General features: G+C 48.1%; 24 protein-coding genes, 1 tRNA gene and 1 riboswitch. Of the genes, 22 read left to right on the forward strand and 3 right to left on the reverse strand.

Going from position 1 to position 26,402, the window contains the following annotated elements; all coding sequences use genetic code 11:
* Position 1: 1 nt before the first annotated feature.
* From RDW05_RS09380 to RDW05_RS09400, 5 genes are all read left to right on the forward strand, one after another.
* Positions 2–568 carry a Fe-S-containing hydro-lyase gene (locus RDW05_RS09380; RefSeq protein ID WP_293696951.1) on the forward strand — a complete coding sequence of 189 codons (567 nt, stop codon included), beginning with the start codon at positions 2–4 and terminating at the stop codon, positions 566–568.
* A gap of 107 nt (positions 569–675) precedes the next feature.
* Positions 676–776: riboswitch (SAM riboswitch) on the forward strand.
* A gap of 87 nt (positions 777–863) precedes the next feature.
* The gene (locus tag RDW05_RS09385; RefSeq protein ID WP_293691795.1) at positions 864–1,685 is read left to right on the forward strand and encodes a MetQ/NlpA family ABC transporter substrate-binding protein; all 822 of its coding nucleotides are present in this window, start codon (positions 864–866) and stop codon (positions 1,683–1,685) included.
* Between the two features lie 234 nt (positions 1,686–1,919).
* Entirely contained in the window at positions 1,920–2,960 is a 1,041-nt protein-coding gene (locus tag RDW05_RS09390) for a hypothetical protein (protein ID WP_307978821.1), read from the forward strand.
* Positions 2,961–3,062: 102 nt separating this feature from the next.
* On the forward strand, positions 3,063–4,286 hold the full coding sequence (locus RDW05_RS09395) for a class I SAM-dependent rRNA methyltransferase (RefSeq protein WP_210684686.1): 1,224 nt from the start codon (positions 3,063–3,065) through the stop codon (positions 4,284–4,286).
* A gap of 42 nt (positions 4,287–4,328) precedes the next feature.
* The gene (locus tag RDW05_RS09400) at positions 4,329–5,492 is read left to right on the forward strand and encodes a CoA transferase (RefSeq protein ID WP_307978822.1); all 1,164 of its coding nucleotides are present in this window, start codon (positions 4,329–4,331) and stop codon (positions 5,490–5,492) included.
* A gap of 193 nt (positions 5,493–5,685) precedes the next feature.
* Here the strand turns inward: RDW05_RS09400 and RDW05_RS09405 are convergent, their stop codons facing one another.
* The gene (locus tag RDW05_RS09405; RefSeq protein ID WP_304239309.1) at positions 5,686–5,892 is read right to left on the reverse strand and encodes a hypothetical protein; all 207 of its coding nucleotides are present in this window, start codon (positions 5,890–5,892) and stop codon (positions 5,686–5,688) included.
* A 455-nt stretch (positions 5,893–6,347) separates the two neighbouring features.
* Here RDW05_RS09405 and RDW05_RS09410 point away from each other — a divergent pair, with 455 nt between their 5' ends.
* Complete coding sequence (locus RDW05_RS09410) at positions 6,348–7,247, forward strand: hypothetical protein (protein ID WP_307978824.1); 900 nt, start codon at positions 6,348–6,350, stop codon at positions 7,245–7,247.
* A 413-nt stretch (positions 7,248–7,660) separates the two neighbouring features.
* Here the strand turns inward: RDW05_RS09410 and RDW05_RS09415 are convergent, their stop codons facing one another.
* Positions 7,661–8,857, reverse strand: a complete 1,197-nt coding sequence (locus RDW05_RS09415; protein ID WP_307978825.1) for a pyridoxal phosphate-dependent aminotransferase — start codon at positions 8,855–8,857, stop codon at positions 7,661–7,663.
* Between the two features lie 252 nt (positions 8,858–9,109).
* Here RDW05_RS09415 and RDW05_RS09420 point away from each other — a divergent pair, with 252 nt between their 5' ends.
* The 3 genes from RDW05_RS09420 (at position 9,110) to RDW05_RS09430 (ending at position 12,264) form a co-directional block, all read left to right on the forward strand.
* Complete coding sequence (locus RDW05_RS09420; protein WP_307978826.1) at positions 9,110–10,663, forward strand: AbgT family transporter; 1,554 nt, start codon at positions 9,110–9,112, stop codon at positions 10,661–10,663.
* A gap of 206 nt (positions 10,664–10,869) precedes the next feature.
* Positions 10,870–12,114 carry a peptidase T gene (gene pepT, locus RDW05_RS09425; protein ID WP_307978828.1) on the forward strand — a complete coding sequence of 415 codons (1,245 nt, stop codon included), beginning with the start codon at positions 10,870–10,872 and terminating at the stop codon, positions 12,112–12,114.
* 74 nt (positions 12,115–12,188) lie between these two features.
* Positions 12,189–12,264, forward strand: a tRNA-Ala gene (locus tag RDW05_RS09430).
* A 96-nt stretch (positions 12,265–12,360) separates the two neighbouring features.
* On the opposite strand, the gene RDW05_RS09435 is transcribed toward RDW05_RS09430, so the two are convergent.
* Positions 12,361–12,921 carry a hypothetical protein gene (locus RDW05_RS09435; protein WP_307978829.1) on the reverse strand — a complete coding sequence of 187 codons (561 nt, stop codon included), beginning with the start codon at positions 12,919–12,921 and terminating at the stop codon, positions 12,361–12,363.
* Between the two features lie 171 nt (positions 12,922–13,092).
* Here RDW05_RS09435 and ppsA point away from each other — a divergent pair, with 171 nt between their 5' ends.
* The 13 genes from ppsA to RDW05_RS09500 form a co-directional block, all read left to right on the forward strand.
* Positions 13,093–15,468: a phosphoenolpyruvate synthase gene (ppsA, locus tag RDW05_RS09440; protein WP_304241987.1), complete on the forward strand. Its 2,376-nt coding sequence runs from the start codon at positions 13,093–13,095 to the stop codon at positions 15,466–15,468.
* Between the two features lie 170 nt (positions 15,469–15,638).
* Positions 15,639–16,088: an A24 family peptidase gene (locus RDW05_RS09445; RefSeq protein ID WP_307978830.1), complete on the forward strand. Its 450-nt coding sequence runs from the start codon at positions 15,639–15,641 to the stop codon at positions 16,086–16,088.
* Positions 16,085–17,200: a hypothetical protein gene (locus RDW05_RS09450; RefSeq protein WP_307978832.1), complete on the forward strand. Its 1,116-nt coding sequence runs from the start codon at positions 16,085–16,087 to the stop codon at positions 17,198–17,200. Before RDW05_RS09445 ends, RDW05_RS09450 begins: the two co-directional genes overlap by 4 nt.
* Positions 17,197–17,724: a hypothetical protein gene (locus RDW05_RS09455; RefSeq protein ID WP_307978833.1), complete on the forward strand. Its 528-nt coding sequence runs from the start codon at positions 17,197–17,199 to the stop codon at positions 17,722–17,724. Before RDW05_RS09450 ends, RDW05_RS09455 begins: the two co-directional genes overlap by 4 nt.
* 132 nt (positions 17,725–17,856) lie before the next feature.
* On the forward strand, positions 17,857–18,807 hold the full coding sequence (locus RDW05_RS09460; protein ID WP_307978835.1) for an ABC transporter substrate-binding protein: 951 nt from the start codon (positions 17,857–17,859) through the stop codon (positions 18,805–18,807).
* Positions 18,807–19,805: an iron ABC transporter permease gene (locus RDW05_RS09465; RefSeq protein ID WP_293691830.1), complete on the forward strand. Its 999-nt coding sequence runs from the start codon at positions 18,807–18,809 to the stop codon at positions 19,803–19,805. The genes RDW05_RS09460 and RDW05_RS09465 overlap by 1 nt, the downstream gene beginning before the upstream one ends.
* Positions 19,806–19,808: 3 nt before the next feature.
* Positions 19,809–20,612: an ABC transporter ATP-binding protein gene (locus RDW05_RS09470; protein WP_307978837.1), complete on the forward strand. Its 804-nt coding sequence runs from the start codon at positions 19,809–19,811 to the stop codon at positions 20,610–20,612.
* The gene (locus RDW05_RS09475; RefSeq protein WP_307978839.1) at positions 20,605–21,471 is read left to right on the forward strand and encodes a ChaN family lipoprotein; all 867 of its coding nucleotides are present in this window, start codon (positions 20,605–20,607) and stop codon (positions 21,469–21,471) included. Before RDW05_RS09470 ends, RDW05_RS09475 begins: the two co-directional genes overlap by 8 nt.
* Positions 21,472–21,567: 96 nt before the next feature.
* Positions 21,568–23,829, forward strand: a complete 2,262-nt coding sequence (locus RDW05_RS09480; RefSeq protein WP_307978840.1) for a TonB-dependent receptor domain-containing protein — start codon at positions 21,568–21,570, stop codon at positions 23,827–23,829.
* Between the two features lie 110 nt (positions 23,830–23,939).
* The gene (locus tag RDW05_RS09485) at positions 23,940–24,560 is read left to right on the forward strand and encodes a MotA/TolQ/ExbB proton channel family protein (RefSeq protein ID WP_307978841.1); all 621 of its coding nucleotides are present in this window, start codon (positions 23,940–23,942) and stop codon (positions 24,558–24,560) included.
* Positions 24,557–24,964 (forward strand): biopolymer transporter ExbD, encoded by a 408-nt coding sequence (locus tag RDW05_RS09490; protein ID WP_021720604.1) that lies wholly within the window; start codon positions 24,557–24,559, stop codon positions 24,962–24,964. Before RDW05_RS09485 ends, RDW05_RS09490 begins: the two co-directional genes overlap by 4 nt.
* Before the next feature lie 2 nt (positions 24,965–24,966).
* Complete coding sequence (locus RDW05_RS09495; protein ID WP_307978842.1) at positions 24,967–25,743, forward strand: TonB family protein; 777 nt, start codon at positions 24,967–24,969, stop codon at positions 25,741–25,743.
* A 452-nt stretch (positions 25,744–26,195) separates the two neighbouring features.
* A partial coding sequence (locus RDW05_RS09500) for an AAA family ATPase (protein ID WP_307978843.1) occupies positions 26,196–26,402 on the forward strand: 207 nt, incomplete at its 3' end.

The raw sequence follows: 26,402 nt of genomic DNA on the forward strand, positions 1-26,402 counted from the left end.
GATGAGTGAAGAAGCTGTAATCAAATATATCAATGCTCCGCTGACCGAAGAAACTGTCAAAGACCTGCATGCAGGCGACGTTGTACGCATCAGCGGTTATATCTACACTGCACGCGACGCTGCTCACAAGCGTTTGTATGAAGCGCTGGAGCGCGGCGAAAAGCTGCCTTTGGACCTCACCAATAATGTTATTTATTACGTTGGTCCTACTCCTGCCAAACCGGGCGAGGTTGTCGGCAGTGCCGGCCCCACCACCAGCGGCCGTATGGATAAATACACCCCGACCATGATTGAGCAGGGCATGCGCGGCATGATTGGCAAGGGCTTGCGCAGCCAGGAGGTTATTGATGCCTGCGTGAAGCATGGCGCTGTTTATTTCGTTGCTGTAGGCGGTGCTGCTGCTGTTATCACCCAATCCATCAAGAGCGAAACCATGATTGCTTATGAAGACCTGGGACCGGAGGCTATCCGCAGATACGAGGTTAAGGATTTCCCGGCTATCGTCTGCATCGACAGCGAGGGTAATGACTTCTATAAAGTTGGTATTGCCAAGTACAGAAAAGAGTAACATTGTTAACAGATTAAGGGCAGGATTTTCTGCCCTTAATTTTTTTTGCGATTAATGTTGACAAAGACACTAGGATAATATATTATTACTCACATCTTAATAACACGCTCTTATCAAGAGTGGCGGAGGGAACAGGCCCTATGATGCCCGGCAACCAGACAAATGTTATGGTGCTACATCCTGCAAGTGTAATCTTGAAAGATGAGAGGAAGACCAGCTCCTTCCTCTGAAGGAGTTTTTTTCTTAGGCGGATGTTTTGCAAGACGTGTTAAATAAAGAAAGGGAGTAAGAAAAGATGAAAAAATTATTAGTTGCATTACTGGCATTAGTAAGCCTGGCAGTTGTTGCTGCAGGCTGTGGCGGCGGAGACAAAAAGGCAGACAACGGTGCTGACAAAAAGGTTACTTTGAAGATTGGCGCTACCGCTGTACCGCACGCTGAAATCCTGAACCAGATCAAAGGCACCCTGGCTAAAGAGGGCGTAGACCTGCAGATTATCGAATTCAGCGATTATGTTAAACCGAACCTGGCTTTGAACGATAAGGAGCTGGATGCCAACTTCTTCCAGCATGAGCCTTATCTGGATACCTTCGTTTCCGAGCGCAAGATGAATCTTGTATCCGCAGGCAAGGTACATATCGAGCCGATGGGCATTTATTCCAAGAAAATCAAATCTCTGAATGATATCCCCGAAGGCGCTAAAATCGCTATTCCGAACGACCCGTCAAACGGCGGCCGTGCACTGGCTCTGCTGCAAAGCGCTAAGCTGCTGAAGCTGAAGGATGGTGTTGGCGTTAAGGCTACCGTAGGCGATATCGTTGGCAACGACAAGAAGCTGAAGATTGTAGAAATCGAAGCTGCTCTGCTGCCGCGTTCCATGGATGATACCGATTTGTCCGTTATCAACTCCAACTTCGCTATGGAAGCTAAGCTGAATCCGGTGAAGGATTCTCTGTTCACCGAGCCGAAGGAATCTCCGTATGCTAACATCGTTGCTGTCCGCAAGGGCGACGAAAACCGTCCGGAAATCCAGAAGCTGATGAATGCTCTGCGTTCTCCCGAAGTTAAGAAGTTCATCGAGGATAAATACAAAGGCGCTGTTGTTGCAGCGTTCTAAGCAAAGCAAAACTGCTGTCGCATGTCAAAGTGCGACAGCTTTTTTTATGTGTTGAAAAACTGTCAGACAGTCTGCTCCCTACAATATTAGATGAAGAGCTATTACGTCATGTGTATGTTGTTGTTTTCAGGATATGCTGTTCACAAAAGCGCAGGCAAAGAGCAGAGCTGTTTTCTGTGCATCCGCCTGCAAAATATGCTATACTTAAAGTATCTTATATGAGGAGATGGTACAATGTTTAAAAGAATTTTAGTTGCCGCTATGTTAGCCTTTATTCCAATTAATGTCTGCAATCCGACGGAAGCAGCGGTGCAGACGGAAATGTCAGTTGCCAATAATCAGGTATCCGTACAGCAATCCAAGCAGCTTTTTAACGATGAAAAAAATGCCATTTCTATGCTGATGCCTGCAGGCTTTTTGACTAAAGGTGAGTATACGCCCGATAATAAGAAAATTTTTCAAGTAAACTATTCTAATGTGCAAATGTTTATCTATGTAACTCCTATAGATAAATCTGGTCCTAATTCTGCTAAATTTATAGATGAAGTACTTGCTGGACTGAAGAAGAAAATAGCTACAGAAAAGGATGCTGAGCTTATAGAAAACAAAATCATTAAGCTGGATGGCAGAAAAACACTGCATGTTGTCAGAAAAATTAATGCCCAGCCTAAAACACCTGATTTTATAATGGATAACTATACACTTTTTACTGCTAATGATATGATTGATTTTCGTTTCAATATTGAGGCTGACTATTATGAAAAATTCAAGGCATCAACCATGAATGAGATGATTGCTTCTATCAAGATTGGTACTAAATGGAAACGTTTTGCTACTCCTGACAATAGGTATAGCTATGAACTGCCGGAAGATGTGTATAATGCAGGAGCTGCCTTTGACCATCAAATGTTAGGTAGTAATGATGATATGATGACGGGCATTATGGTGCAGAAAATAGCTGATAATCCTAAATATGCCTATTATCCGCAATCTCTTGCTAATCTTTCGGCTGCAGAGCAGGCTGACTTAGATAAAAAGATTATAAAGCAGTTAAAATCAGAGGTCAGAACAGCAAGAAATATCAAAAATGAATTTACTGTTGTAAATAATTTACCATGTATTAAAACCAGCTTTGATGATGTTACCAGTCACAGTATTGCCTATATTTTTATACAGGACGGAAATTACATTTCCTATGACTATATTTTCAATGACAAGTTGGCTTCCAAACTGGCTCCTGTACTGGAACGCTCGGTAAATTCTATTAAATTTTAATCCCTTGGCTAAAAGTGTAAGTCTTGGAGAAAGTGTATTTTTCTAATGAAAGAAATATGCTATACTTAAAGAAATACTAATATGAAAATCGTGAGGTAGAATATGCGTAAATATGCAAAATTTTTCGTAACCCCGAAGGGAGAGCGTGCTGCGCGCGGCGGTCATCCCTGGGTTTTCGGTGAAGAGGTAACTAAAATCGAAGGCGAGTATGCCAACGGCGATTTGGTGGATGTGGTAACGTCCAAGGGCAAATATTTGGGCACCGGTTTTGTGAACGACCATTCCAAAATCCGTGTGCGCATTATTTCCACCAATACTAATGATAAGTTTGACGAAGCCTTTTGGGAGCGCCGCCTGCGTTATGCGCTGGATTACCGCCTGACGGTTATGGGCGAGCGTGATTTTAACTGCTGCCGCCTGATTTTCGGCGAAGCAGATATGTTCCCCGGCCTGACCGTAGACCGCTACAATGATCTGCTGGTAACGCAAACACTGTCCTTGGGCATTGAAATGCGCAAGCAGATGCTGTTTGAGCTGCTGATTAAAATACTGCGCGAGATGGGACAGGAAATCCGTGGTCTGTACGAGCGCAACGACGTAAGAATCCGCCTGCTGGAGGGCATGGAGGAGGGCAAGCACTGGTTTGCTACCGATTTGTGTCCCGAACCCGGCGCTGTGACTACCGAGATTGTCGAAAACGGCATCGAATATACGGTTGATGTAGAAAACGGCCAGAAGACAGGCTTCTTCCTCGACCAGAAGTATAACCGTCAGGCGATTGCCAAGATTGCCAAGGGCAAGCATGTGCTGGACTGCTTTACCCACACCGGCTCATTTGCGCTGAACGCTGCTAAGGGCGGCGCTGCGAGCGTTACCGCGGTTGATATCAGTGCGGAGGCAGTGCAGATGGCAGAGCATAACGCTGCGATTAACAATTGCTCCGATGTTATGCATGGTCTGCAGGCGAATGTTTTTGATTTGCTGAGCGATTTGTTCAACAAGCATTCCCGTGAATATGACTTTATTATTCTGGACCCGCCGGCGTTTACCAAATCCGGCAGCACGGTGAAGAATGCGATTCGCGGTTACAAGGAAATCAACCTGAAGGCGATGAAACTGCTGCCGCGCGGCGGTTATCTGGCAACCTGCTCCTGCTCGCACTTTATGAAGGAAGAGCTGTTTGTGAAGATGCTGCAGGACGCTGCGCATGACGCCAATGTTTCCCTGCGTCAGATTGAAGCGCGCCAGCAATCTCCGGACCATCCGATTCTGTGGCAGGTGCCGGAAACAAATTATCTCAAATTCTATATCTTCCAGGTAGTATAAAAACTTAGTCTAAAAATATGCTGCTGTTAAGGGGGCGTTATTGTGCAGGCTTTAGAGGGTATTCGTGTGCTTGATTTGTCACGGCTGCTGCCGGGACCGTATTGTACAATGCTGCTGGCCGATTTCGGCGCGGAGGTTATCAAAATCGAAGAGCCGGGGCGGGGAGATTATGCCCGCAGCTTTCCGCCGTTTTTAAAGGATTTCGGTTACTGGCATCTGCAGCTGAACCGCAATAAAAAGAGCGTAGTGCTTAACTTGAAGTCGGATGCGGGACGCAAGGCGTTTCTGGAGCTGGTGAAAACCGCCGACGTGGTGGTGGAAAGCTATCGTCCGGGCGTGCTGACGAAGCTGGGCATTGACTATGCGGCGGCGAAGGCGGTGAATCCGCGAATTATCTACTGCTCGCTGACAGGCTACGGCAAAAAGGGACCGCTCGCCAAGCAGGCCGACCATGATATCGGTTATGTGAGCCTGGCAGGTATTACCGCTATGAGTGGCGAGGCGCAGGGCAAGCCGGCGATTCCGGGCGTGCTGATGGCGGATATGAATGCGTCGATGGCGGCGGGCATGAGCATTATGATTGCGCTGCGCCATGCACAGATGACGGGCGAGGGACAGGAAATAGATATTTCGCTGTATAACGTGGCGATGACGCTGATGCCCGGTGCTGCCAGCCTGTACTTTGGCAGCGGTTTTGTGGCGGAGCGTGGCAACAACTGGCTGACGGGTGCCAACGCCAACTACAATATTTATGCGACGAAGGAAGGTCGCTACCTTGCGGTGGGTTGCTTGGAAAAGAAGTTCTGGAGCAATCTGTGCGCGGTGCTGCAGCGCCCCGATATGACGGACCTGCTAGATGATGATGCTAACCATGACTACTTAAAGCAGCAGCTGACGCTGGAATTTGCCAAGCACACGCTGCCCGAATGGGAGCAACTGCTGGCGGGCAGGGACACCTGCGTAACACCGGTGTTGGATTTTGCCGAGGCGGTGGACGCGGAGCAGACCAAGGCCAACGAGATGGTGCTGAACGTAGAGGACGCAGAGCTTGGCAGCTACCGGCAGCTGGGCTTTGCCATGAAGCTGAGTGAAACGCCGGCTGCGCTGTGGAAGCGTGCGCCGCGCCTGGGCGAGGACACGCAGCAGGTGCTATCACAGGCGATTGCCGATGAAAAGCTGCTGGCGGAAGCATTGCAGAGCAAATAAAAAATGACCTCCTGAAATTAGACAGGCGTTCGTAAAACAGGTTTAGACAGAAATTACGAAATGAGCATCTGTCAGATAGGGTTGGCAATGAAAAGCCGCTGTATCCAGGTTTTGCACTGGATACAGCGGCTTTCCTTTATTTGCGTTTCTTTTGGCCTTTTCCGTGCGCCAACTGCGGTCTTGCTTTCCCGCGTTAGTTGATGGGACTTTTCAAGTACTTGGACAGCTTGAGTAGTTTAATCAGCGAGACGAATTGCTCTTTCGAGAGCTTGTCATAATCAATGCCAAATGTAGCAAGAAACGAACGGATTTGCTTTTCCTCAGAACTGCCCTCAAAATTCATCGCATCCTGCAACTTACCTTGTACGGTTGCTACGAGGGAACTTTCATCCAAAGACACATCAAACGGCAAAAGCTGAGGGTGTTGCCTGCAACCAACACATCATTGGCAGCATTTCCAGCAAAAAACCATGTATCAAAAATCAGCGCTCTATACGAACGGGCGTCACAATCTGACAAATCCATGTTATCATAGAGCGCACCGAAAAAACAGGAGAAAAGTTAGAATATGAGATAATCTGAAACCTATCACCACGAGATAAAGTCTTATATTGTCCGCACCGGCATGACCATGACCGAGGTGGTGGACTACCTCTCCGACGAATACGGATGGAGCTGCAGCGTCCCCAATCTCTCCGGCAAGCTCAAGAGCGGCTCGCTCCGCTATGGCTAGGCAGTGGAGCTGGCGGATGAGTTGGGATATGACATTGTGTGGCAGAAGCGGAAATAATGGAATTTGTACGTTGATTTTTGGAAAACTCAATCGTATAATAAAAAGATTAAGGGAGTGAGTCTATGTCGAATTTTACTCGCAAAATCGGTGATATGGAAGCACTGCAAAAGCAGCTTACCACAGATGACTTTTTGCAAGCAATCAATCGTGAATTGATTCAGACCGGTCGCGCTTTTCTTGCGTTTCGTAATGATGAAGCGACGATTTATTACAACGGAAATCAGCTTTGCAATTTGCCTGAATCCAATGGCTATGAAGCCATGGTCTATAATCACTATCTTCCAATCACTCGTTCACGCACACTTTCCAGTCAGCAGAAGAAAAAACCGTACACTATTGGACAGTGGCGGAAAGATATTGAAAGTGAGAAACTATCTTTTCAAAGTGTATTCAAAGAGATTCTTGATAATCTTGAAAAAGAAAGCTCGCCAGAAAGCTTGCAAGCTTCACGATTCTACCAATTATCTCCGCTGAATAAGCAGACCGCATATGAAATTGTGTTGCTGGATATTGAAGCAGCGTTTTCATCCACAGGTAAAAAAACAGATCGGATTGATTTGGTCTTTTACCATAGTATAGATAGGCGATTGATGTTCGTGGAAGTAAAACGTCTGTCAGATGATCGATTGTATTCCAAAGGAGCAAAATCAGCAGAGGTGATTAACCAGCTCAGGCGATACAAAGCGCGTTTAAAAACTGAGGTACAGCAAATAACCAATCAGTACAACAATACCATCGACTATTATAATACCTTATCCGGAGGGAAGCTCCCGCACGTTTCGCTAGAGTTTCCCCCACTGCTTGGTCTTTTGCTGGTTGAGTACAATCAGAGTGAAAAAAAGCAGATAAATGAAGTTAAAGAAATGATTACACGCAATGGTTTCAAGTCGTATGCCATCGGAGATACATCCCATGTTAAAGAAGACTCCACGATGCGAGCAATCTATAATGCATTGAAATAATTTTTTTGCACTACCACCCTGTTGTCGCGGCGGTTTGCTACACTGTCCTCAAAAACAGGAGGACGATTTTATGGCAGAAGAAACACGACAGTAAAACGCTGTGCGCTCCGGCGATGATGGGTTTGAAAAGGTGCAGGAGATCCGCCAGCAGCGTTAACGGATGACCAGCACGGTAAGAAGCAGCATTTTCTCTGGACAAATCCAGCGGCAAGCGGGTGCAGCACATCCACATAAAGTACGACGGGCTGGGCTTTATCACTCTGAATGAGCTGATGAAAAAGGAAACGGCGTGACTTTCGTCACGCCGCCTCTTGAAAACACAAGGTTTTCACCATTTTTTGATTTTACTGTTTTACGACCTCCTGAATTTTCAGGAGGTCTGATTTTTTGTAAGCGTTTAATTTTTGGCAGGCTTATTTTTCTACACGGCCGGGATATGCTTTGAGTGCTTCACCCAGAATGTAGATAGCGCGCTCCAAATCCTCGCTCTTTAATACATAAGCCAGGCGTGCTTCGTTGATGCCGCTGCCGGGGGTGTTGTAGAAGCCGTTGCCGGGAGCAAACATAACGGTTTCGCCGTCGATAGCGAAGTTTTCCAGAGTCCAGATAGCAAATTTTTCTGCATCGTCAACAGGCATGTTAACCATGATGTAGAAAGCGCCCTTCGGGTCGGAAGCCTTTACGCCGGGGAGCTTCTTCAAAGCTGCAACGATGGTGTCGCGGCGTTTTTTGTATTCCTTGTTAACCTCTTCCAGATAGCTTGCCGGAGTGGTGTACAGAGCTGCTGCACCGACCTGCTCCAGAATCGGGCTGCACAGACGAGCCTGGCAGCATTTGATAACCTGCTTGCTGAGCTCTTTGTTTTTGCTGATGATGCAGCCGATACGCGCACCGCAGGCGCTGTAGCGTTTGGAAACGGAATCGATGATGATCAGGTTGTTGTCCAGCTCGGGCATGGTGCCGAAGCTGCGATATGCACCGTCATAAACGAATTCACGGTATACTTCGTCAGCGATTAAAGCCAGGTTATGCTTGCGCACGATGCGGGAGATCATGTCCTGCTCTGCTTCGGTATAAACTACGCCGGTAGGATTGCCGGGGTTGGTGAGCAGAATTGCTTTGGTTTTCGGAGTGATGTGCTTTTCGATTTCTTCTTCGCTGGGCAGGTGGTAACCGTTTTCTACGCTGGTAGGAACAGCGTTGATTTTTGCGCCGAACTCCTTGCAGAAGGTGGTGTAGTTAGCGTAGAAGGGCTCGAAAACCATGATTTCGTCGCCGGGGTCGCACAGAGCCATAACTGCGAAAATCAGGGCCTCGCTGCCGCCGTTGGTAACGAAAATATCTTCAATTGCATAATCCATGCCTTTTTCTGCATAATATTTCTGTACAGCCTTTAAGAGGAACATTTCGCCCTTGGAATTGCTGTAGGCGATTACCGGTGCCTGGAATTCACGCACGCTGTCCATGAATTGTGCCGGAGTGGCAATGTCAGGCTGGCCGATGTTCAGATGATAAACCTTTTTGCCTGCAGCCTTGGCTGCGTCAGCATACGGAGACAGCTTTCTGATAGGAGATGCTGTCAGGCTTTGAATACGTTGAGAAAGTATCATGAAAAAAACTCCTTGCTGTTATAGTTTGTTTGGGGGCAGATGTAACTGCTTTATTTATTATAGCACAGATTTTGCCAAGATTGTATATAGTAAAATATTAATACTGTATACATTTGACTTTTTGACGCAAGCACTTTTTGAAGAAACAGTTTGGCAAATGGTTGTCGTTCGTAGAATGCTTTTGCATAAATATTAAAAAAATGTTATAATAAGGACGTTATTTTTAATTTTTTGAAGGAGTGATTGTCCCCTATGCAAACAACGCAAGCAAAAAATCAGACCGGCGGCATCCTCGGCCTGATTGAACGCGTCGGCAACAAAATCCCCGATATCACGATTTTGTTCATCGGTGCGTTTATCATCTGCTGCATTATGTCAGCAATTCTTTCGACGATGCACTTTGGTTATGTGCATCCCACTACCGGCAAGGAAATTGTGGTCAACAATATGTTGAGCGGCAAAAATCTTGTCGACCTGTTAAGCAAGATGGTTACCAACTATTCCGGCTTCCCTCCGCTGGGTATGGTAATCGTTGCTACCCTGGGTATCGGTATTGCTGACGGCTCCGGCTACATCAATACTGCGCTGAAAAAAATTCTGGCTGTTACGCCTAAGTTTTTGATTACCCCGATTATTATTCTTGTTGGTATGCTGAGCCATCTCGGCCCCGATACCGGCTATGTAATCATCATCCCGGTTGCGGCCTATATGTATTATGCGAGCGGCAAGCATCCGCTGGCAGGTATCGGTGCATCCTTCGCAGGTATTGCCGGTGCCTTCGCTGCCAACTATACTCCGTCCGCGATTGACCCGGTTATTCAGGGCTTCACCCAGAGCGCTGCGCAGATTATCGACCCATCCTATCAGGTTAACGTACTCTGCAACTATTTCTACGCCTTCGGTGCGACCTTCCTCGTAATCCCCAGCTGCTGGTGGGTGACGGAAAAGATTGTAGAGCCGTGGCTGTGGAAAAACTGCCCGCTCGATGATGATATCGAAGTAGGCGAGGACGGCAACACCGCCGTAACTCCCAAAGAAAACCGTGCTTTCTACGCTGCTACCGGCCTTTTGATTGTGATGGTTGCGTTGCTCGTGTACCTGCTGCTGCCTGCCGATTCCATCTTCCGCGATGACAAGGGCTTGCTGGCAAGCTTCAAGGCGCCGATTATGCAGTCCATCGTTTCCCTGCTGTTTGTTTTCACCGGCGCTGTCGGCCTGACCTACGGCGTAATGGTTGGAAAATTCAAATCCCCGAAGGATGTTACCACTGCGATGGAGGATATCACCAAAACTCTGGTGCAGCTGATTGTATTCTACTTCTTCGCTGCGCAGTTCCTTTATGCTTTCGGTGCTTCCAACATGGGTGCGCTGATTGCGATTGCCGGCGCAGAGTTCCTGAAGTCCCTGGCACTGCCGCCGCAGGTAACTATTTTCGGCATCATCATCTTCGTTGCGATGCTGAATCTTATTATCACCTCTGCTTCCGCCAAGTGGGCAATTCTGGCACCTATCTTCGTACCGATGCTGATGGCTGTAGGTATTGCGCCGGAGCTGACTCAGGTTGCCTTCCGCGTGAGTGACTCCGCGGTTAACGTTGTAACGCCGATGTTCGCGTTCTATCCGCTGATTATCCTCTATTGCCAGAAGTATGTGAAGAGCGCCGGTATCGGTACGCTGAGCTCCCTGATGCTGCCGTACACTATTACGTTACTGGTTACTTTGACTATTATGCTGTATGTTTTCTGGTTTATGGATATACCGTTGGGTTTACAAGCTGATTATGTTTACCCTAGACGTATAATGTAATATTATTTCAGAGATGATATAATGAAGAGAGCCTCTCCTCGGGGAGAGGTGCCGAGCTTGTCGAGGCGGAGAGGGGTGACATCATGCAAGCTCTTCCCTTGTCCTATAGTTAATTCACCTTGCCTCCCCTCTAAGGGGAGGTGGCTGCGAGCATAGCGAGCAGACGGAAGGGTGTTATATGTATTTATGAAAGAAGGTTTTTGAAAATGTCTTTGCAAGAACGTTTGACTGAACGCTTTTTACGTTACGCTGCCGTACCATCCCAAAGTAAGGAGGGCTGTGCTGTTGTCCCCAGTACTCCCGGCCAATGGGATATGGCAAAGCTGCTGAAGGAGGATTTGGCTGAGCTTGGTCTGGTAGACCTGGAAATCAGCGAATTCTGCGTGCTGACCGGTCGTCTGCCGGCTAATCTGCCTGCAGGCCACGCTCCCGTGCCGAATGTAGGCTGGGTTGCGCATATGGATACCGTTGACGTAAACCTTTCTCCCGAGGTACATCCGCAGATTGTAAAGAATTATCAGGGCGGCGATGTGCTGCTGAACGCTGAAAAGCAAATCTACATTAAGGTAAGCGAGCATCCCGAGCTGAACAAATATATCGGCAGCGACCTTATCACCAGCGACGGTACCTCTGTACTGGGCGCAGATAACAAGGCTGCCGTTGCCAACCTGATGGTAGCACTGGAAACCATCATTAAGGAAAACCGTCCGCACGGCGAAATTTATGTAGCCTTTGTTCCGGATGAAGAGGTTGGCCTTTGCGGTTCCAAGAAGATGGATTTCAGCAAGTTCCCGGTTGAATTTGCTTATACCATTGACTGCTGCGAGCTGGGCGAGGTTGTATACCAAACCTTTAACGCAGGCAGCGCACACATCAAAATCAAGGGTGTAACCGCCCATCCGATGTCCGCTAAGAACACTCTGGTTAACCCGGCACTGGTTGCCGTAGATATTATCAACTGCTTCGACAGAATGCAGACTCCAGAGCACACCGAGGGCACCGAAGGCTTTATCTGGGTACAGGCTATTAAATCCAACGCTTCGGAAGCGACTTTGGATATCAAAATCCGCGATCATAACAAAAAGATGTATGAAGCACGCAAGGAGTTCATCCGTCATGCTGTGGAATATGTACAGGCCAAGAATCCGAAGGCCGGCATTGAGCTGAACATCACCGACGTTTACGGCAATATTGCCGATGCGCTGAACGATGACAACAGAAAATGTGTTGAGTACATTTTCGAAGCAATGAAGGAGCTGGATATCGAGCCGAAGGATATCGCTATGCGCGGCGGCACCGACGGTTCCTTTATTTCCACCAAGGGCATCCCTACGCCGAACTATTTCACCGGCGCGCTAAACTTCCACTCCAACTGCGAGTTTATGCCGATGGCTGCCGTGGAAAAATCCTGCCTGATGACTTTGAAGCTGGTTGAGCTGATTACCAAATAAAAAATGCTTGACAAATGCGTCGCTTTCCTGTAAAATCTTACTTGTTTCCGACGCAAATGCGCGCGAAGCCTATTGGGGGCGTAGCTCAGCTGGGAGAGCACCTGCCTTGCAAGCAGGGGGTCAGGAGTTCGATTCTCCTCGTCTCCACCAATTGTTAATTAGCGGTCTTACTTTGGTAAGACCGCTTTTTTGTGCGCAAAAAAAGACGCCCATGCATATGAGCGTCTGCGTAATTTATTTAATGGCTCAGCAGCCTTCGTTTTCTTCCCATTCCTCGCTGTTTTCGTTGATGTACCATTTGCCGTTGATATAGATCTTTTCTTCGATAGTACGCGGTCCCCAGATAACGCTGCCTTCCGGGCCATAGTCCTCGCCGTCGTCGGGGCAGGTGTCATCATAGGTAACAAAGGGGACGGAATTATCGGTACCGGTTGTTCTTATATTATTTATATTATTGTACTGCTGCTGTTCGTTTTCCTGTGGATGCAGCATCCTATTGTATTTGTACAAAAGCTTTGCGGCATAGACAACGGCGGAAAGCAATACTCCCTCCTTCGGCAGTCCACAGAGAACTAAAATAAAAGCCAGAACGGCTAAAACTACGCTGTGGAAGAAGCTTTCTTGTTCATCCAGCTCTTTCATCCTATGTAAAAGGTAAATAATCAGCAGTGTTAAGGGCAGCAGCACAAGAAAATAGCCTAATGATGTATGCGTAAATATTAAAATAACGAGCGTTAAAAGGAGCATTAAAGCTATAAGGGCAATTACCTTTTTTATGTTACTGCAGAAGCTGTCGATAAAATTCATGGCGCACACCTCACTTTTATCTGTATTATAGCATGCCGGGGAATTTTCCACAAAAAATCTAAAAAAAACTGCAGAAATCGCTTGAATATGCTCTTTAAATGTGATATAGTATACACTATATTAAGGATTTCCCCAGAAAAAAGTATAGTATTTTAAAAGGAGCAAATTATTATGGAGAAAGAAAAAGCATTCCTGCTGTGGTTTGACCAGCTGGAGAGAAAAGACGTAGCAATCGCCGGTGGTAAGTCTTCTTCCTTGGGCGAGCTGACTTCTCATGTTGACGTACCTGTACCGTATGGCTTCGCAACTACTGCCTGCGCTTACAGATATTTCTTCGAAAAGACCGGTCTGTACGAGAAGATTAAAAATTTGATTGCCGGTTTGGACGTAGACAACAGCGCTCAGCTGCGTGAGGTTTGCGCTAAGGTCCGCCAGGCAATTATGGACGAAGAAATGCCTCAGGATCTGCAGGACCTGATTGCCCAAGCTTACAAAGAGTTGGGTGAAAAGGTTGGCCAGGCTGATCCGTTCGTTGCTGTTCGCAGCAGCGCTACCGCAGAGGATTTGCCGGATGCAAGCTTTGCAGGCCAGCAGGACACCTACCTGAACGTAAAGGGTGCAGAAACCATCGTTGCTAAGGTTAAGGAATGCTATGCTTCCTGCTTTACCGACCGTGCGGTTTACTACCGTGAAAAACAAGGCTTTGATCATCTGGATGTAGCACTGAGCGCTGCAGTACAGATGATGGTATTCTCCAAGGCTGCAGGCGTTATGTTCACTGTTAACGTTGCTACCGGCGACGACAAGAACATCCTCATCGAAGGCGCATGGGGCTTGGGCGAATATGTTGTTCAAGGCACCGTAACTCCGGATAACTATACTGTAAATAAAGCTACCTGCGAGATTGTTGAAAAGAACGTTAACGCGCAGGACATTAAGCTGATCCGCAAAGCTGACGGCGACTGCGAAGAAGTTGTTGTGCCGCTGGATGAGCAAAACGAGCAGAAGCTGACTGATGAGCAGATCAAACAATTGGCTGAATGCGCTAAGAAAATTGAAGCACATTATGGCTGCTACATGGACATGGAATGGGGCGTTGACGAGCGCGATAACAAGGTTTACATCCTGCAAGCCCGTCCTGAAACCGTATGGAGCCGTCGTAACAAAGAAAATGGTGCACCGAAAGAGGAGAAGAAAGTGACTACTGATCGCAAAGTTATCGTTAAAGGCTTGCCTGCCAGCCCTGGTAATGTAGCAGGCCGCGTACATGTAATTTTGGATCCGTCCCATATCGACGAATTCAAGGAAGGCGAAATCCTCGTAACCGAAATGACCGCTCCTGACTGGGTACCGGCTATGAAGAAAGCGAAAGCAATCGTAACCGATAGCGGCGGAATGACCTGCCATGCTTCTATCGTATCCCGCGAGCTGGGCATTCCCTGTATCGTAGGTACCAAGAGCCGTGGCGAAGCTGCTACCACCACCATTCCCGATGGCATTGACGTAACCATTGATGCTACTCATGGTGTTGTATACGAAGGCATCATCGAAGAGCCGAAGGCTGAACAACCGGCACAACAAGTAGTTGCTGCTGCTGAATACTTCCCGCCGACCGGCACCAAGATTTATATGAACCTGGGCGATCCTGAGCTGGCTGAAAAATATGCTACTCTGCCTTGCGACGGTATCGGCCTGATGCGTGAAGAGTTCATCTGGACTACCTATATCCATGAACATCCGCTGTATCTGATCAAAATCGGTCAACCGGAAAAGGTTGTCGACCAACTGGCTGAAGGCATCCGCCAAGTTTGCCAGGCTATGGCTCCGAGACCGGTAACCATGCGTTTCTCCGACTTCAAGTCCAGCGAATACCGCGACCTGAAGGGCGGCGACGAATTCGAGCCTAACGAGCCTTCCGCTCTGCTGGGCTGGCGCGGTGCTTCCCGTTACTATGATCCTAAATATATCGAAGCATTCAAGCTCGAATGTATGGCTGTTCGCAAGGTTCGCGAAGAGTTCGGCCTGAAGAACCTGAACGTTATGATTCCGTTCTGCCGTAACGTAGAGGAATGCGAAAAGGTTACCAAGATCATGGCTGACTGCGGTCTGTCCCGTGGTAAAGACTTCAAGGTTTGGCTGATGGCTGAGATTCCGTCCAACATCATCCTGGCTGACCAGTTCAACAAATTTGTTGACGGCTATTCCATCGGTTCCAACGACTTGACCATGCTGGTTCTGGGCTGCGACCGTGATAACGATACTGTTTCCCATATCTATGACGAACGTAACTTGGCTGTACGCCGTGCAATCCGTCACCTGATCGAGGTTGCTCATAAGGATGGCAAGACCGTTTCTATCTGCGGTCAGGCTCCGAGCGTATATCCTGAGTTCTGCGAGTTCCTCATTAAGAGCGGTATTGACAGCATGTCCGTTAACCCGGATACTGTTAAGTTCACCAAGAAGCTGGCTGCTCAAATCGAGCAACGCATCATGATGGATGCTCTGACCGGCAAAGGCCGTCAAGAGGTTGAGGACCTGAACTGGTAAGAGGCAATTAAAGACTTTCAGCTCTTTGGCTAAGCGCATTGGCTTTATCTGGAAGCAGAAAAAGTAAATATGTAGTAAAGAGTTTTAGGACTCCTGTATTGTAGTACAAATTGCAATATGGGAGTCCTATTTGTTTTTTGGGGGTAAAAGACGATTTTAAGGAGGTAAGTATGCTGTCGATTATTTTCATTTTTTGTTTGCTCTATCACACCTATACGGATATGAAGTCTATGCTGCTATATGACAAAGTGACATTGCTTTTAGCGGCAGCAGGTGTAGTGCGTGCCTTTTTTGAGCACCAGCTGTTAGAAGCTCTTTGTGGTGCAGGAGCAATGCTAGTAATTATGCTGCTTTTGTATTTTGTCAGTCGCGGCGGTATGGGAGAGGGAGATGTTAAGCTGTCACCGGCGCTGGGAATCTGGCTTGGTCTGGAGCAGGGGCTGTTATGTCTGCTGCTGGCTTTTGTCAGCGGTGGCATCGTGGGTGCGTTATTATTGTTGCGTAGACGAGGCGGACTAAAACAGGCAATTCCTTTTGGACCGTTTTTGTGCGCAGGGGCTGTTGTTGCATATTTTTGGGGAATAGAAATTGTTACATGGTATTGGAGGGTTATCTTATGATGAAGCTTGGAAAAAGTATGAATCTTGAGGAGCTGTTTGAGCCGCTATTATGTGCTTGTCGTCGCCGTTGGCGTCGTAGGCAACCGCTTTTGCTGCTGTCGCTGCAGACAGGGGAAATCGCATATTTTGAAAGCGAAGTGCTTAGCTGGCAGGAGCAGCTGGCTGAGACTCACCTTGCAGACATGCAAAGTCTTACAGATGCGTTACGCGAATTACTGTTACAGCATGAGGTTGAGGAGGAGGCTACGGTGCTTCTGTTGCCAGCGGCAGAAGCTCTATATTCTGAGCAGCTGCTGTTACCTGCAATGCAGCGGCGTGAGCTGCAGGCTGCCTTAATGTGGGAGCTGCAGCAGAGCGTTCCCAAGGCAGAAACAAGCTATAGTTACAGCTTTGAAACGAATGTCGTCGGTGAAGCAGATGAACAGCAATATCAGGTGACATATACGGCTTTGCCAGATACATATCAAGCTGAGCTTGAACAGCTGTGTAGCAGCTTGTTACTGAAGCTGCAGGGCATTTGGCTAGGAAAGGTAACTCTTGACGCAGCTGCAACAGCCTGGTTTGCCGGCAAGCCGTTGCCGCCGGTATATAGGCAGCAGCAAAAAAACTTGCAAAGTGTAGCGGCCGCTTTTGGCCGCTGGTTGCCTAAGGTTAGTTGTGCTGTATTTGCTTTGGCACTATTAGCTTATGGCAGTGCCTTGGGAGGCTGCTATTTGGCGCAGCATAATTTGCAGAAGGTAGAACAGAAGCTTAAGCAGTATGAAGTATGGGAGCAACGTATCCAGGAAAGCGAAGCTATGGAAAGCAGTTGTCAGCACTTGGAAAAGCTGTTGGCTGCAGCACCTAAGGCATATAAAGAGGCTAATGGTGAAGTGGAGCGTATCTGTCGCCAGATGCTGCCTGGTTGCTGGCTTACTGCTTTGGAATATGGCGGTACGAAGAAGCCTTTATTATTGCAGGGAAGGGCAGTTGATGCATTAGCTTTGGAAAGCTTAGTTGAGCAACTGCAAAAATGTGGCTATTATAGCAGAGTAGAGCTGCTGCAATCAGAGCAACAGGGAAATACTATTGCTCATAAGCTCAAGCTGGAGCTGAAGGAGGGCAAGAAATGAAGCTAGGAGAAAAGGCAATTAATATACTAGCTTGCGTAGCAACTTTAATCGCAATCGGCTTGCTGGCTAATGCGTGGTCGCTGTGGACTGAACGTCAACTGGCGGTAGCAAAGACAGATAAGCTGCAGGCAAAGCTGACGCGGCAGATGCGCTTTGCTAATGAGCATAGTGATTATGAAACATATAAAACAAGACTGCTGAGTAAGCAGAATGCTTTAGAGCAGAAGGTAGAGCAGCAGCTTAGTTTGAACAGCTGGCTCCAGCGTTTGCAAAAGCAGGCTCAGGCTCATGGGCTTCAGCTGAGCAAGCTTCAGGTAGAAGGGAAGCCTGTTGCTTTGCAGAATGGCTTACAAATGCAGACATTAAATGTTAGTACTGTTGGTGAGTTTTATTCATTGCTGCGTTGGCTGCGACAAGTGGAACGCTATGGCTGCAAGGTAAAGGAGCTGCGCTTGCAGAGTATAATGGAGACAAAAGATGTTTTGAAAATAGATATCTCTCTTGAATTTTACTTTGCAAACTAAAATTTTCGATTAGCCTACGCTAATTTTATCTTGACAAAACCCACATCTTATAAGATAATGTCATAGTAAAGTTAGACTAGGCTAATTTAATTTAAAAGATAGCACTAGCTAATATTGTAAAGGGAGTTGCGTATGAAAAAATATATCTTACTCGTATTTGTCGTAATCATAGCCCTGGCAGGCTATTTCCTTTTGGCAAGAGGCCAGCACAAGCTCGCAGCCAACGCCGCCGTCAGCGTAACCGACAGCACCGGCGCCAAGGTACACATCCCCGCGGAGCCCAAAAGAATCGTCTTTCTCAATGCCTCCAATCTGGAAATCTTCACCTCCATCGGTGGCAAGGCCGTCGGCAGACCTACCAGCACTTCATATCCCGACGACATCAAGGAAAGCATTAAGGACATCCCCGAAGTAGGCATGATCCACGCGCCGAATCTGGAAAAAATCATGAGCCTGAAGCCTGATCTGGTTGTAGGCACGAACGTACCCTTCCACGTAATGCTGCGCAAGCCCTTGGAAATGGCTGGCGTGCCGCTTTACCTGAACATGATAAACTCCTATGAGGACGTGCTGAAAAGCATAGACGACTTCGGCCGCTTTGCCGGCAGAGAAAAGGAAGCTGCCGCCAAGCGTGCGCAGATAGAAAAGGAATATGCCGCGCTGACGCAGGACGTACAGAAGGGCAGGGGACCGAAGGTGCTGATCATCTTCGGCTCGCCGGACAGCTTCAATATGTCCACCAAAAAGAGCTTTGGCGGTGATCTGGCAGAGCGTTTGGGTGCCGTAAACATTGCGGACAAGGCCGAGAATGTGAAGGACAGCAGCTACATTCCGCTGAGCATGGAATTCGTAGCCAAGGAAAACCCCGACGTCGTGATGCTGATTACCATGGGCGGCAGCAAGGAAATTTTGGAAAAGCTGCGCGCCAATATGCGTGATAACGCCATCTGGCATGACGTAAACGCCGTGAAGAATAACCGTGTGTACCAGCTGCCGCCGAGCCTGTTTACCGTTAACCCCGGCACGCACACCATCGACGCGATGAAGATTATGAAAGAATATATGTATGGAGAGGCCAAGTAATGAGTAATGATGCCAAAACAAAAGAAAAAATGCGTATAGCGGTCTTTTGCGGCCTGTGTATCCTGCTCGTCGCAGGCATTTTCGTGAGCATCGGCAGCGGTACGGTGAGCCTTTCCGTGAGCGAAACATGGGCGGCGCTGCTGGGCGAGGCAGATGCGGACACCGACCGCATTGTGAACCTCATCCGCCTGCCCCGCACGATTGTGACAGTGCTGGTGGGTGCTAACCTGGCTTTGGCAGGCTGTAACCTGCAGGGTGTGCTGCACAATCCGCTGGCAGACCCCGGTATCATCGGCGTGAGTGCCGGTGCGGGCCTGTTTGCGATGGTGATAATGCTGCTTTTCCCGGAACAGTCCGCTATGGTGCCGCTGGCAGCCTTTGTCGGCGCCGTGCTTTCCACAGGCATCGTCTTTTTCCTGGCGTGGGAAAAGGGTATCAACCCCTTGCGCATGATTCTGGCAGGCGTGGCGGTTGCCACCTTCTTCGGCGGCGGTATGGCGGCGCTGAACGTATTTTACAGCGACAGAATCCAGGGAACCGTGATGTGGATGGCCGGCGGCTTTCAGGGACGCAGCTGGGGGCATGTGGAGATGCTGCTGCCCTACAGCGCCATTGGCATTATCGGCACGATTTTGTGTGCACGTTCCCTGAATGCGTTGCAGTTGGGTGATGAGCTGGCCAAAAGTCTGGGCGTGCGCGTTATGCGTATGCGTACAATTTTGATCTTTCTTTCCGCGCTGCTGGCGGCGGTTTCCGTAAGCGTAGCAGGCATGCTGGGCTTTGTGGGCCTCATAGTGCCGCACATCATGCGCCTGTTAATCGGCAGCGACCACGAATACCTGCTGCCCTGTGCGGCGATTGCCGGCGGTGCGGTGGTAACACTGGCTGATACGGCGGCAAGAACGCTTTTCAGTCCGCTGGAAATCCCCGTGGGCATCTTCATGTCCTTCATCGGCGGTCCGTTCTTTTTGTATCTGCTGAAACGGAGGATGCGTTAAGCTATGAATATCCCGACATTACATACACAAAAAATTACTCTGCGCTACGGCGAGCACACGATAATCAGGGACCTGACGCTGGATATTTCCCAGCCGGAGATTGTGACGATTATCGGGCCGAACGGCAGCGGCAAATCAACGCTGCTGAAGGCGTTATGTCGTTTGCTGGAGCCTGCAACAGGCACAGTTTATCTCGACAGCAAGGACATTAACAAAATGTCCACGGAAGAGGTGGCGCGCACGCTGGCAGTGATGGCGCAGAGCGCGAACGCTCCCGGCGGCACGACGGTGGAGGAGCTAGTGTGCTACGGACGCATGCCGTATCGCAGGTTCTTTGACGGCCTCAATCAGGAGGACCGCCTGGCGATTGAAGAGGCGCTGGAGTTTACCGAGCTGGGACCGCTGCGTACGCGCCTTGTGCATACCCTGAGCGGCGGTGAACGTCAACGCGCGTGGCTGGCCATGGCGCTGGCGCAGAAGCCGAAGATTCTGCTGCTCGATGAGCCTACTACTTATCTGGACGTGCATCATCAGCTGGAGCTGATGGAGCTTGTTGTGCGATTGCATAACGAAATGGGCCTGACGGTTATCATGGTGCTGCACGATTTGAACCATGCGGCGCGCTACAGTGAGCGTCTGATTGCGCTGAAAAAGGGCACGATTATGGCAGACGGAGCTACGGACGAGGTATTTACGCAGTCTGTAATTGAAGAGCTTTATGATGTGAAGGCCGTGATTATGCGTGTCGAGGCCAACGGGACGCAGTACCCCGTGTGCTTTCCGTATAGTGTAGAGGAACATGATTAAGATGAATAAATTCATGAAAACAATCGCTTTTAGCATGGCAATGCTGTGCCTGGGCGCAGGTGCCGCAGGTGCGGCGCAATTCAGCGATGCGCAGAGCGGTAAAAATTTAACAGCAGCGCAGCTGGCAAGCAAGCTGCAGAAGTATGATGTAGTTTTCTTTGGTGAATATCATGACCAAAGCGAAATACACCAATATGAATTAGAGCTTTTGGAGGCAATGTATAAGGCAAAAGGCGCGAAACTGGCCTTATCCATGGAAATGTTTGAGGCAGATAATCAGGATAAGCTGGATAAATTTCTGGCAGGCGCTTTGAGCGAGGAGGATTTCCTGGCCACCGCCCGCCCATGGCCTAACTACCGCACGGATTATGCTCCGCTGGTAATTTTTGCCAAAGAAAAGAAAATGCCCGTTGTTGCTGCTAACGTACCGCGCTTTTTGGCGGCGCACGTAGCGAAAAACAACGCTTCAACAGAGGGGATAGCCGAGCAGTATCTGCAATGGCTGCCTAAGCATACCTATGCTCCCGAGGGCGCGTATAAGGATAAATTCTATGCGCAGATGAGCTCCCCGGCAGCGCCGATGAAGCTGCCGCCAGCGCGTTTAGCAGCAGTTTATGCGGCGCAATGCCTGAAGGATGATAAAATGGCCGAGAGCATTGCTGCGTTTGCCGACGCACATCAGAATATGCAGATTTTGCATATCAACGGCTGCTTCCATTCCGATGCTCATCTGGGAACAGCGCAAAAGCTGGAAGCTTTGCGCCCTGAGCTCAAGGTTGCCGTAATCACACCGCTTGAGCGCAAACAGAAGGGCGAAAAGCCTGCGGGTGATTTTGTCGTATGGTTCGACAGAAAATAAATTCTTCCGATATTTTTTTATCCACAAGTTAGCTATTGCTGACTTTACGGGTGTAAAATATACCATAAAAAAACAAGTAGAAAAAAGAGGTGCATTATGAGAAATTTAAACAAAAAGAAAATAGCTTTACTCACTGCCTGCGTTGTCAGTGCAGTTGGCCATATGGCATTTGCTGCTGAGGCAGATAATTACGATGAATACAGCGGTGCGGATTATGTTGTGACCGCTACCAAAACACAGCTGGAGAAAAAAGAGGTTCCTGTTGCAGTAGAAGTTATTACTGCGCAGAAAATCAAAGACCTTGGTGCTTATAGTGTACAAGATGCACTGCGTTTAGCTTCTAACGTAGATGTACAAGATAACGGCATGACTGGCAACCAAGTTATGCTTCGTGGTAATGATACCATGCATACCTTGATTTTAATTGATGGTAAACGCATGGCAGCAGAAAATACGCAAAGCTCTCAAAATGCTTACGAATTAAAACGTATTAACATTGCTGATGTTGAACGCATTGAAGTTATTCGCGGTAATGGTTCTGCACTGTATGGTTCTGATGCAATGGGCGGTGTTATCAACATCATTACTAAGAAAGCTACTACTCCTAGCATGTCTATAGCAATGCATACTGGTTCTAAAGATGAGGCAACTAGCTTTAGCTATGCTTCTGGTCGTCAAGGTAAAGTAGCTGTAAAAATTGGCGGCGGCATTGAAAAAGTTCGCAAAATTGATAGCGGCGTTTACAAGAGCTATTCTACTAGCGGTAAACAGGAAGATGCGATTGGTAAATATAACGATGCAAGCACAACCAATATGTATGGCACTCGTCGTTTCTTAAATACTGGCATTAACTATGCTTTTGATGATAACCATGATTTAGATTTCACTATGAATTTTATGCGTGAGCAACTCAAGAGCGATTCTTGGAATAGTTATGGTGCAGACTACACTAATTGTCAGATGACAACTTTGGGCGGATTTATTAATGATATGATGCACGTAGATTTGAAAAGTATGCCTTCAGAAGCAGCGAATGCTTGGTTGGCACGCATGAGTGGAATGCTTGGTGGTACATATACAGTTGATGATTTAGACATGAGTATGCCTAATCCGATGACCATTCAACATTATCCTATGCGTTCTTTGCATTTTTATGATAATAATCGTTCTGATTTTAGCTTGGGTTTCAATGGTAAAGATGGCAAGCATGATTATAATGTAAGAGCATATTTTAGCGAACTGCGTAAAGAAAATACTTCCCATTACATTAATTTAAATACCAATACTAAAAAAGACGTGGACTTTGACCAAAACAACTATAAACAATTAGTTATCGAAGGCAAAGACTCCTATAAAATGGATGATAACAACACGTTGACTTGGGGTGCTGAATACAAGAAAGATACTATGGATGGCACTCATTTGAGAGATTCTGGCAGCAACTTAAAATATTTAACCATTAACGGTATCACGAAACCTTCTTCTGAAGTATCTTCTGAAACGGTGGCGCTTTATCTGCAAGATGAACTGCGCGTAGGTAATAAATTGCTGTTAATTCCTGCTGTACGTGTTGATCATCACGATTCTTTCGGTACGCATACTTCTCCGAAGATCGGTGCTACCTACAGCATGAGCGATAATGCACGTATTAAAGCAAACTATGGTAAAGGCTATCGTGCGCCGACTCTGTATGAATTGTATTCCAAGATGGAAAAGAGCGGCATGGCACCTATGACAGTTCATGTATTAGGTAATCCTGATTTGAATCCTGAAACCAGCACGAATTTTGACTTTGGTTTTGAAACCGAGCTTGGTAAACTTAATTCCAAAATTACCTATTTTCATAATGACATCAAAAATATGATTGATGGCGATGATTATACTGGTCCGGAAACAATTACAAATCCTGGTATTTGGAGCAAGTATGTCAACTATGGTAAGGTAAAAATCAGTGGGCTTGAGACTGAGTTTGGTTATAACTTTGATGAACATTGGAGTCTCAGAACTGTTTATAACTATCTTGATGCAAAAGACCAACAAACCGGCAATCGTTTAGCTTATAGAGCACGTCATAATGGTTTGGTACAATTAACTTGGACTGATGCTAAAGAAAATCCGTTGACTGTAAATTTATATAACAGATATTATTTTGATTATCATCAATCTAATTCTGCAAACTATCAGCATGATTATTCCTTTAGCACCACCGGTCTGACTGTCAGCAAGCAGTTCAACAAAAATTACCGCGTTTATGCCGGTGTAGATAATATCTTTAATAAATCCTTCCTGTATGATACCTATCATACCTACAGCATCGACGGCCGTACCTGGCGTGTAGGCGCGGAAATGACCTTTTAATTAGAGTTTTGATTCCATAATATACAGCATACTGCTTCTTTCTGTACTTTGGGGAGCAGTATGCAACTCCTATAAAAGTACGACAGCATTTGTAGATTTGTGAGGAAAATATGCAGGCAATAACAGATTTGATAATGTACTTTCATAAGGGCGGACTGGTTATGTGGCCATTGCTCGCCTGTTCTATAACTGTGATAGCAATCGCCATTGAGCGGTTTATATATTATAAGAGCGTGGACAGCGGCGCTGTCTTTGCCTCCCGTTATTGCGCTGCCGTGCGCAGCGGTGATTTTGCTGTGGCGACGGAGCTGGCGCGCAAGGGCAGCGGTCAGTGCGCACAGATGCTTGCCGATGTGGCGGCAATTGCAGGCGGTAAGGAAGAAAAGAGCGCCTTCCTCGAAAGCCGTGCCGGTATTTTTATGGCGACGCTGCGCGATAAGCTGGATTACCTGGGCATTATCGTAACGATGTCCCCGCTTCTGGGACTGCTGGGCACTATCGTGGGCATGATCGGTGCCTTCAGCATTTTCAATGTAGAAGCGGGTGCGCCGATGGCGATTACCGGCGGCATCGGTGAAGCGCTGATTGCAACGGCGACGGGCTTGTGCGTGGCTATTCTTTCACTGTGCGCCCATTCCTATTTCGCTCACCGTATGGACAACATGATTACGGATATGGAGCAGTGCTTCAGCGCGCTGCTGGAGGCTGAAACAAGGAGAGCAAGATCATGAAGCTGCGAGATGTGCGTAACAGGAAAACGCCGCCGCTGATGATTATCCCGATGATTGATATTATGTTCTTCCTGCTGGTCTTTTTTATGCTGAGCACGATGTATATGATTGACCTGAAAACGATTCCGGTGAAGCTGCCGCAGGCTAAAAATGCGGCGACAGATACTACGACCACCTTCGCCGTGACGATGAAGGCCGACGGCAGCATTTATCTGGGCGATGCCCAAACGGATGCGGAGGCCTTGGCGCTGCAGGCAGGCCTGGAGCAGAAGAAGAACAAAAACTTCGCCGTTGTCATCCGTGCGGAAAAGGCGCTGGAGTACGGCGAGGTAATTAAGCTGGTAGATAAGCTGAAGGGCGCAGGCGTAGCACGCTTCGGCCTGGCAACGGATGGCGGTAAGTAACGATGAAGCAGATAGAAAAGCTGCAGGCGAAGGCACGTCAGCGCTTTGGCTTTTGCGGTTCACTGATAATACATTTTATATTGTTCGTCGCACTGGCGTTTTCCGGCGTCTTTGCCATACAGCCGCCGGTTGCGGATGCTGACACCGTAGTGTTCTTTGATGCCGGAGGCGGAGGCGGCGGTGGCGGCGATGAAGCTGTCGCTGATGCTGCCGACGATGGCGAGGAGCAGGTGGAGGAAGTCGTGGAAGAAGAAACGATTACTCTGCCTGACGGCAAGATAGAGCATAAGCAGGTTGTGAAGCATGTAGTGAAGCATGTGCCTGCAGGTGCAAAAAAAGGCAGCGGCAGTGGCAGCGGCGGCGGGCACGGAACCGGCCATGGCACAGGCACCGGCAGCGGTATTGGTGCAGGCAGCGGCAGTGGAAGCGGTGGCGGTCACGGTGCGGGACACGGTAGCGGCATCGGCGACGGCGCAGGCCCCGGCATTGCCCGCAATCCCAAGGTGCCTCCGCGCGTAGCCTCAACTGCGGCTCCGGTTTATCCGCAGGCATTGCGTGATGCGGGAATCGGCGGGCGCGTTGTCGTGCGTGGCGTTGTAGGAACCGATGGGCGCGTAGAAAGCGCCGTAGTAGTGCGCTCCAGCGGCAACAGCACTCTGGATAACAACGCCCTCAGCGCCTTTTACAAATGGCGCTTCAGTGCTGCCAAAAACGACGCCGGACAAAAAGTACGCTGCTACTTTGTCCAAGGCTTCCCGTTTGTAATTGAATATAAATAATAGGCTTTATAATAAGGAATTTTCACTTAAACTAAGCTCAAACTATCGTAAAGCATGATAGTCTTTGCTTCGCTCAAACAAACAGCACACCACCCTCGGCGCTGCGCAGAATACACTTCGCTCAAACTTTCATTGCGCTTGATAGTCAATCCTTCGCTCCGACAATCAGAATGTTATCCTCGGCGCTGCGCAGACCGGAACGGACGACGGGCATGCAAGCACATCGATGTCAAGCGAACTGCGCAAGCAACGGACAGGCACAGGAATTTTTCGCTGGAGTGTTGACGCATCCTGCGGATGAACGGCACGCAAAAATCAGCGACGTGAAAAATTCTGCGAATCTAGTCGCCGGAATCCGGCGAAGCAGCCATTAAGGGCGTTTTTTGGATACTTTTTGCCGCCCTGGGCAAAAAGTATCATAGCACGCAAGCGTAAGGGAAGCACACCAATTCATAAATAATAATAATACCCATAAGGAGAAAAACATGAGAAAAATAGCAATCTACGGTAAAGGCGGCATCGGCAAATCCACCACCACCTCCAATTTATCCGCAGCCCTCGCATTAAAAGGCTACAAAGTAATGCAAGTAGGCTGCGACCCCAAAAGCGACAGCACCAAAAACCTCATGGAAGGCAAACGCATCCCCACAGTACTGGAA

Source organism: uncultured Phascolarctobacterium sp. (assembly GCF_902463975.1).
Lineage (GTDB): Bacteria > Bacillota > Negativicutes > Acidaminococcales > Acidaminococcaceae > Phascolarctobacterium_A.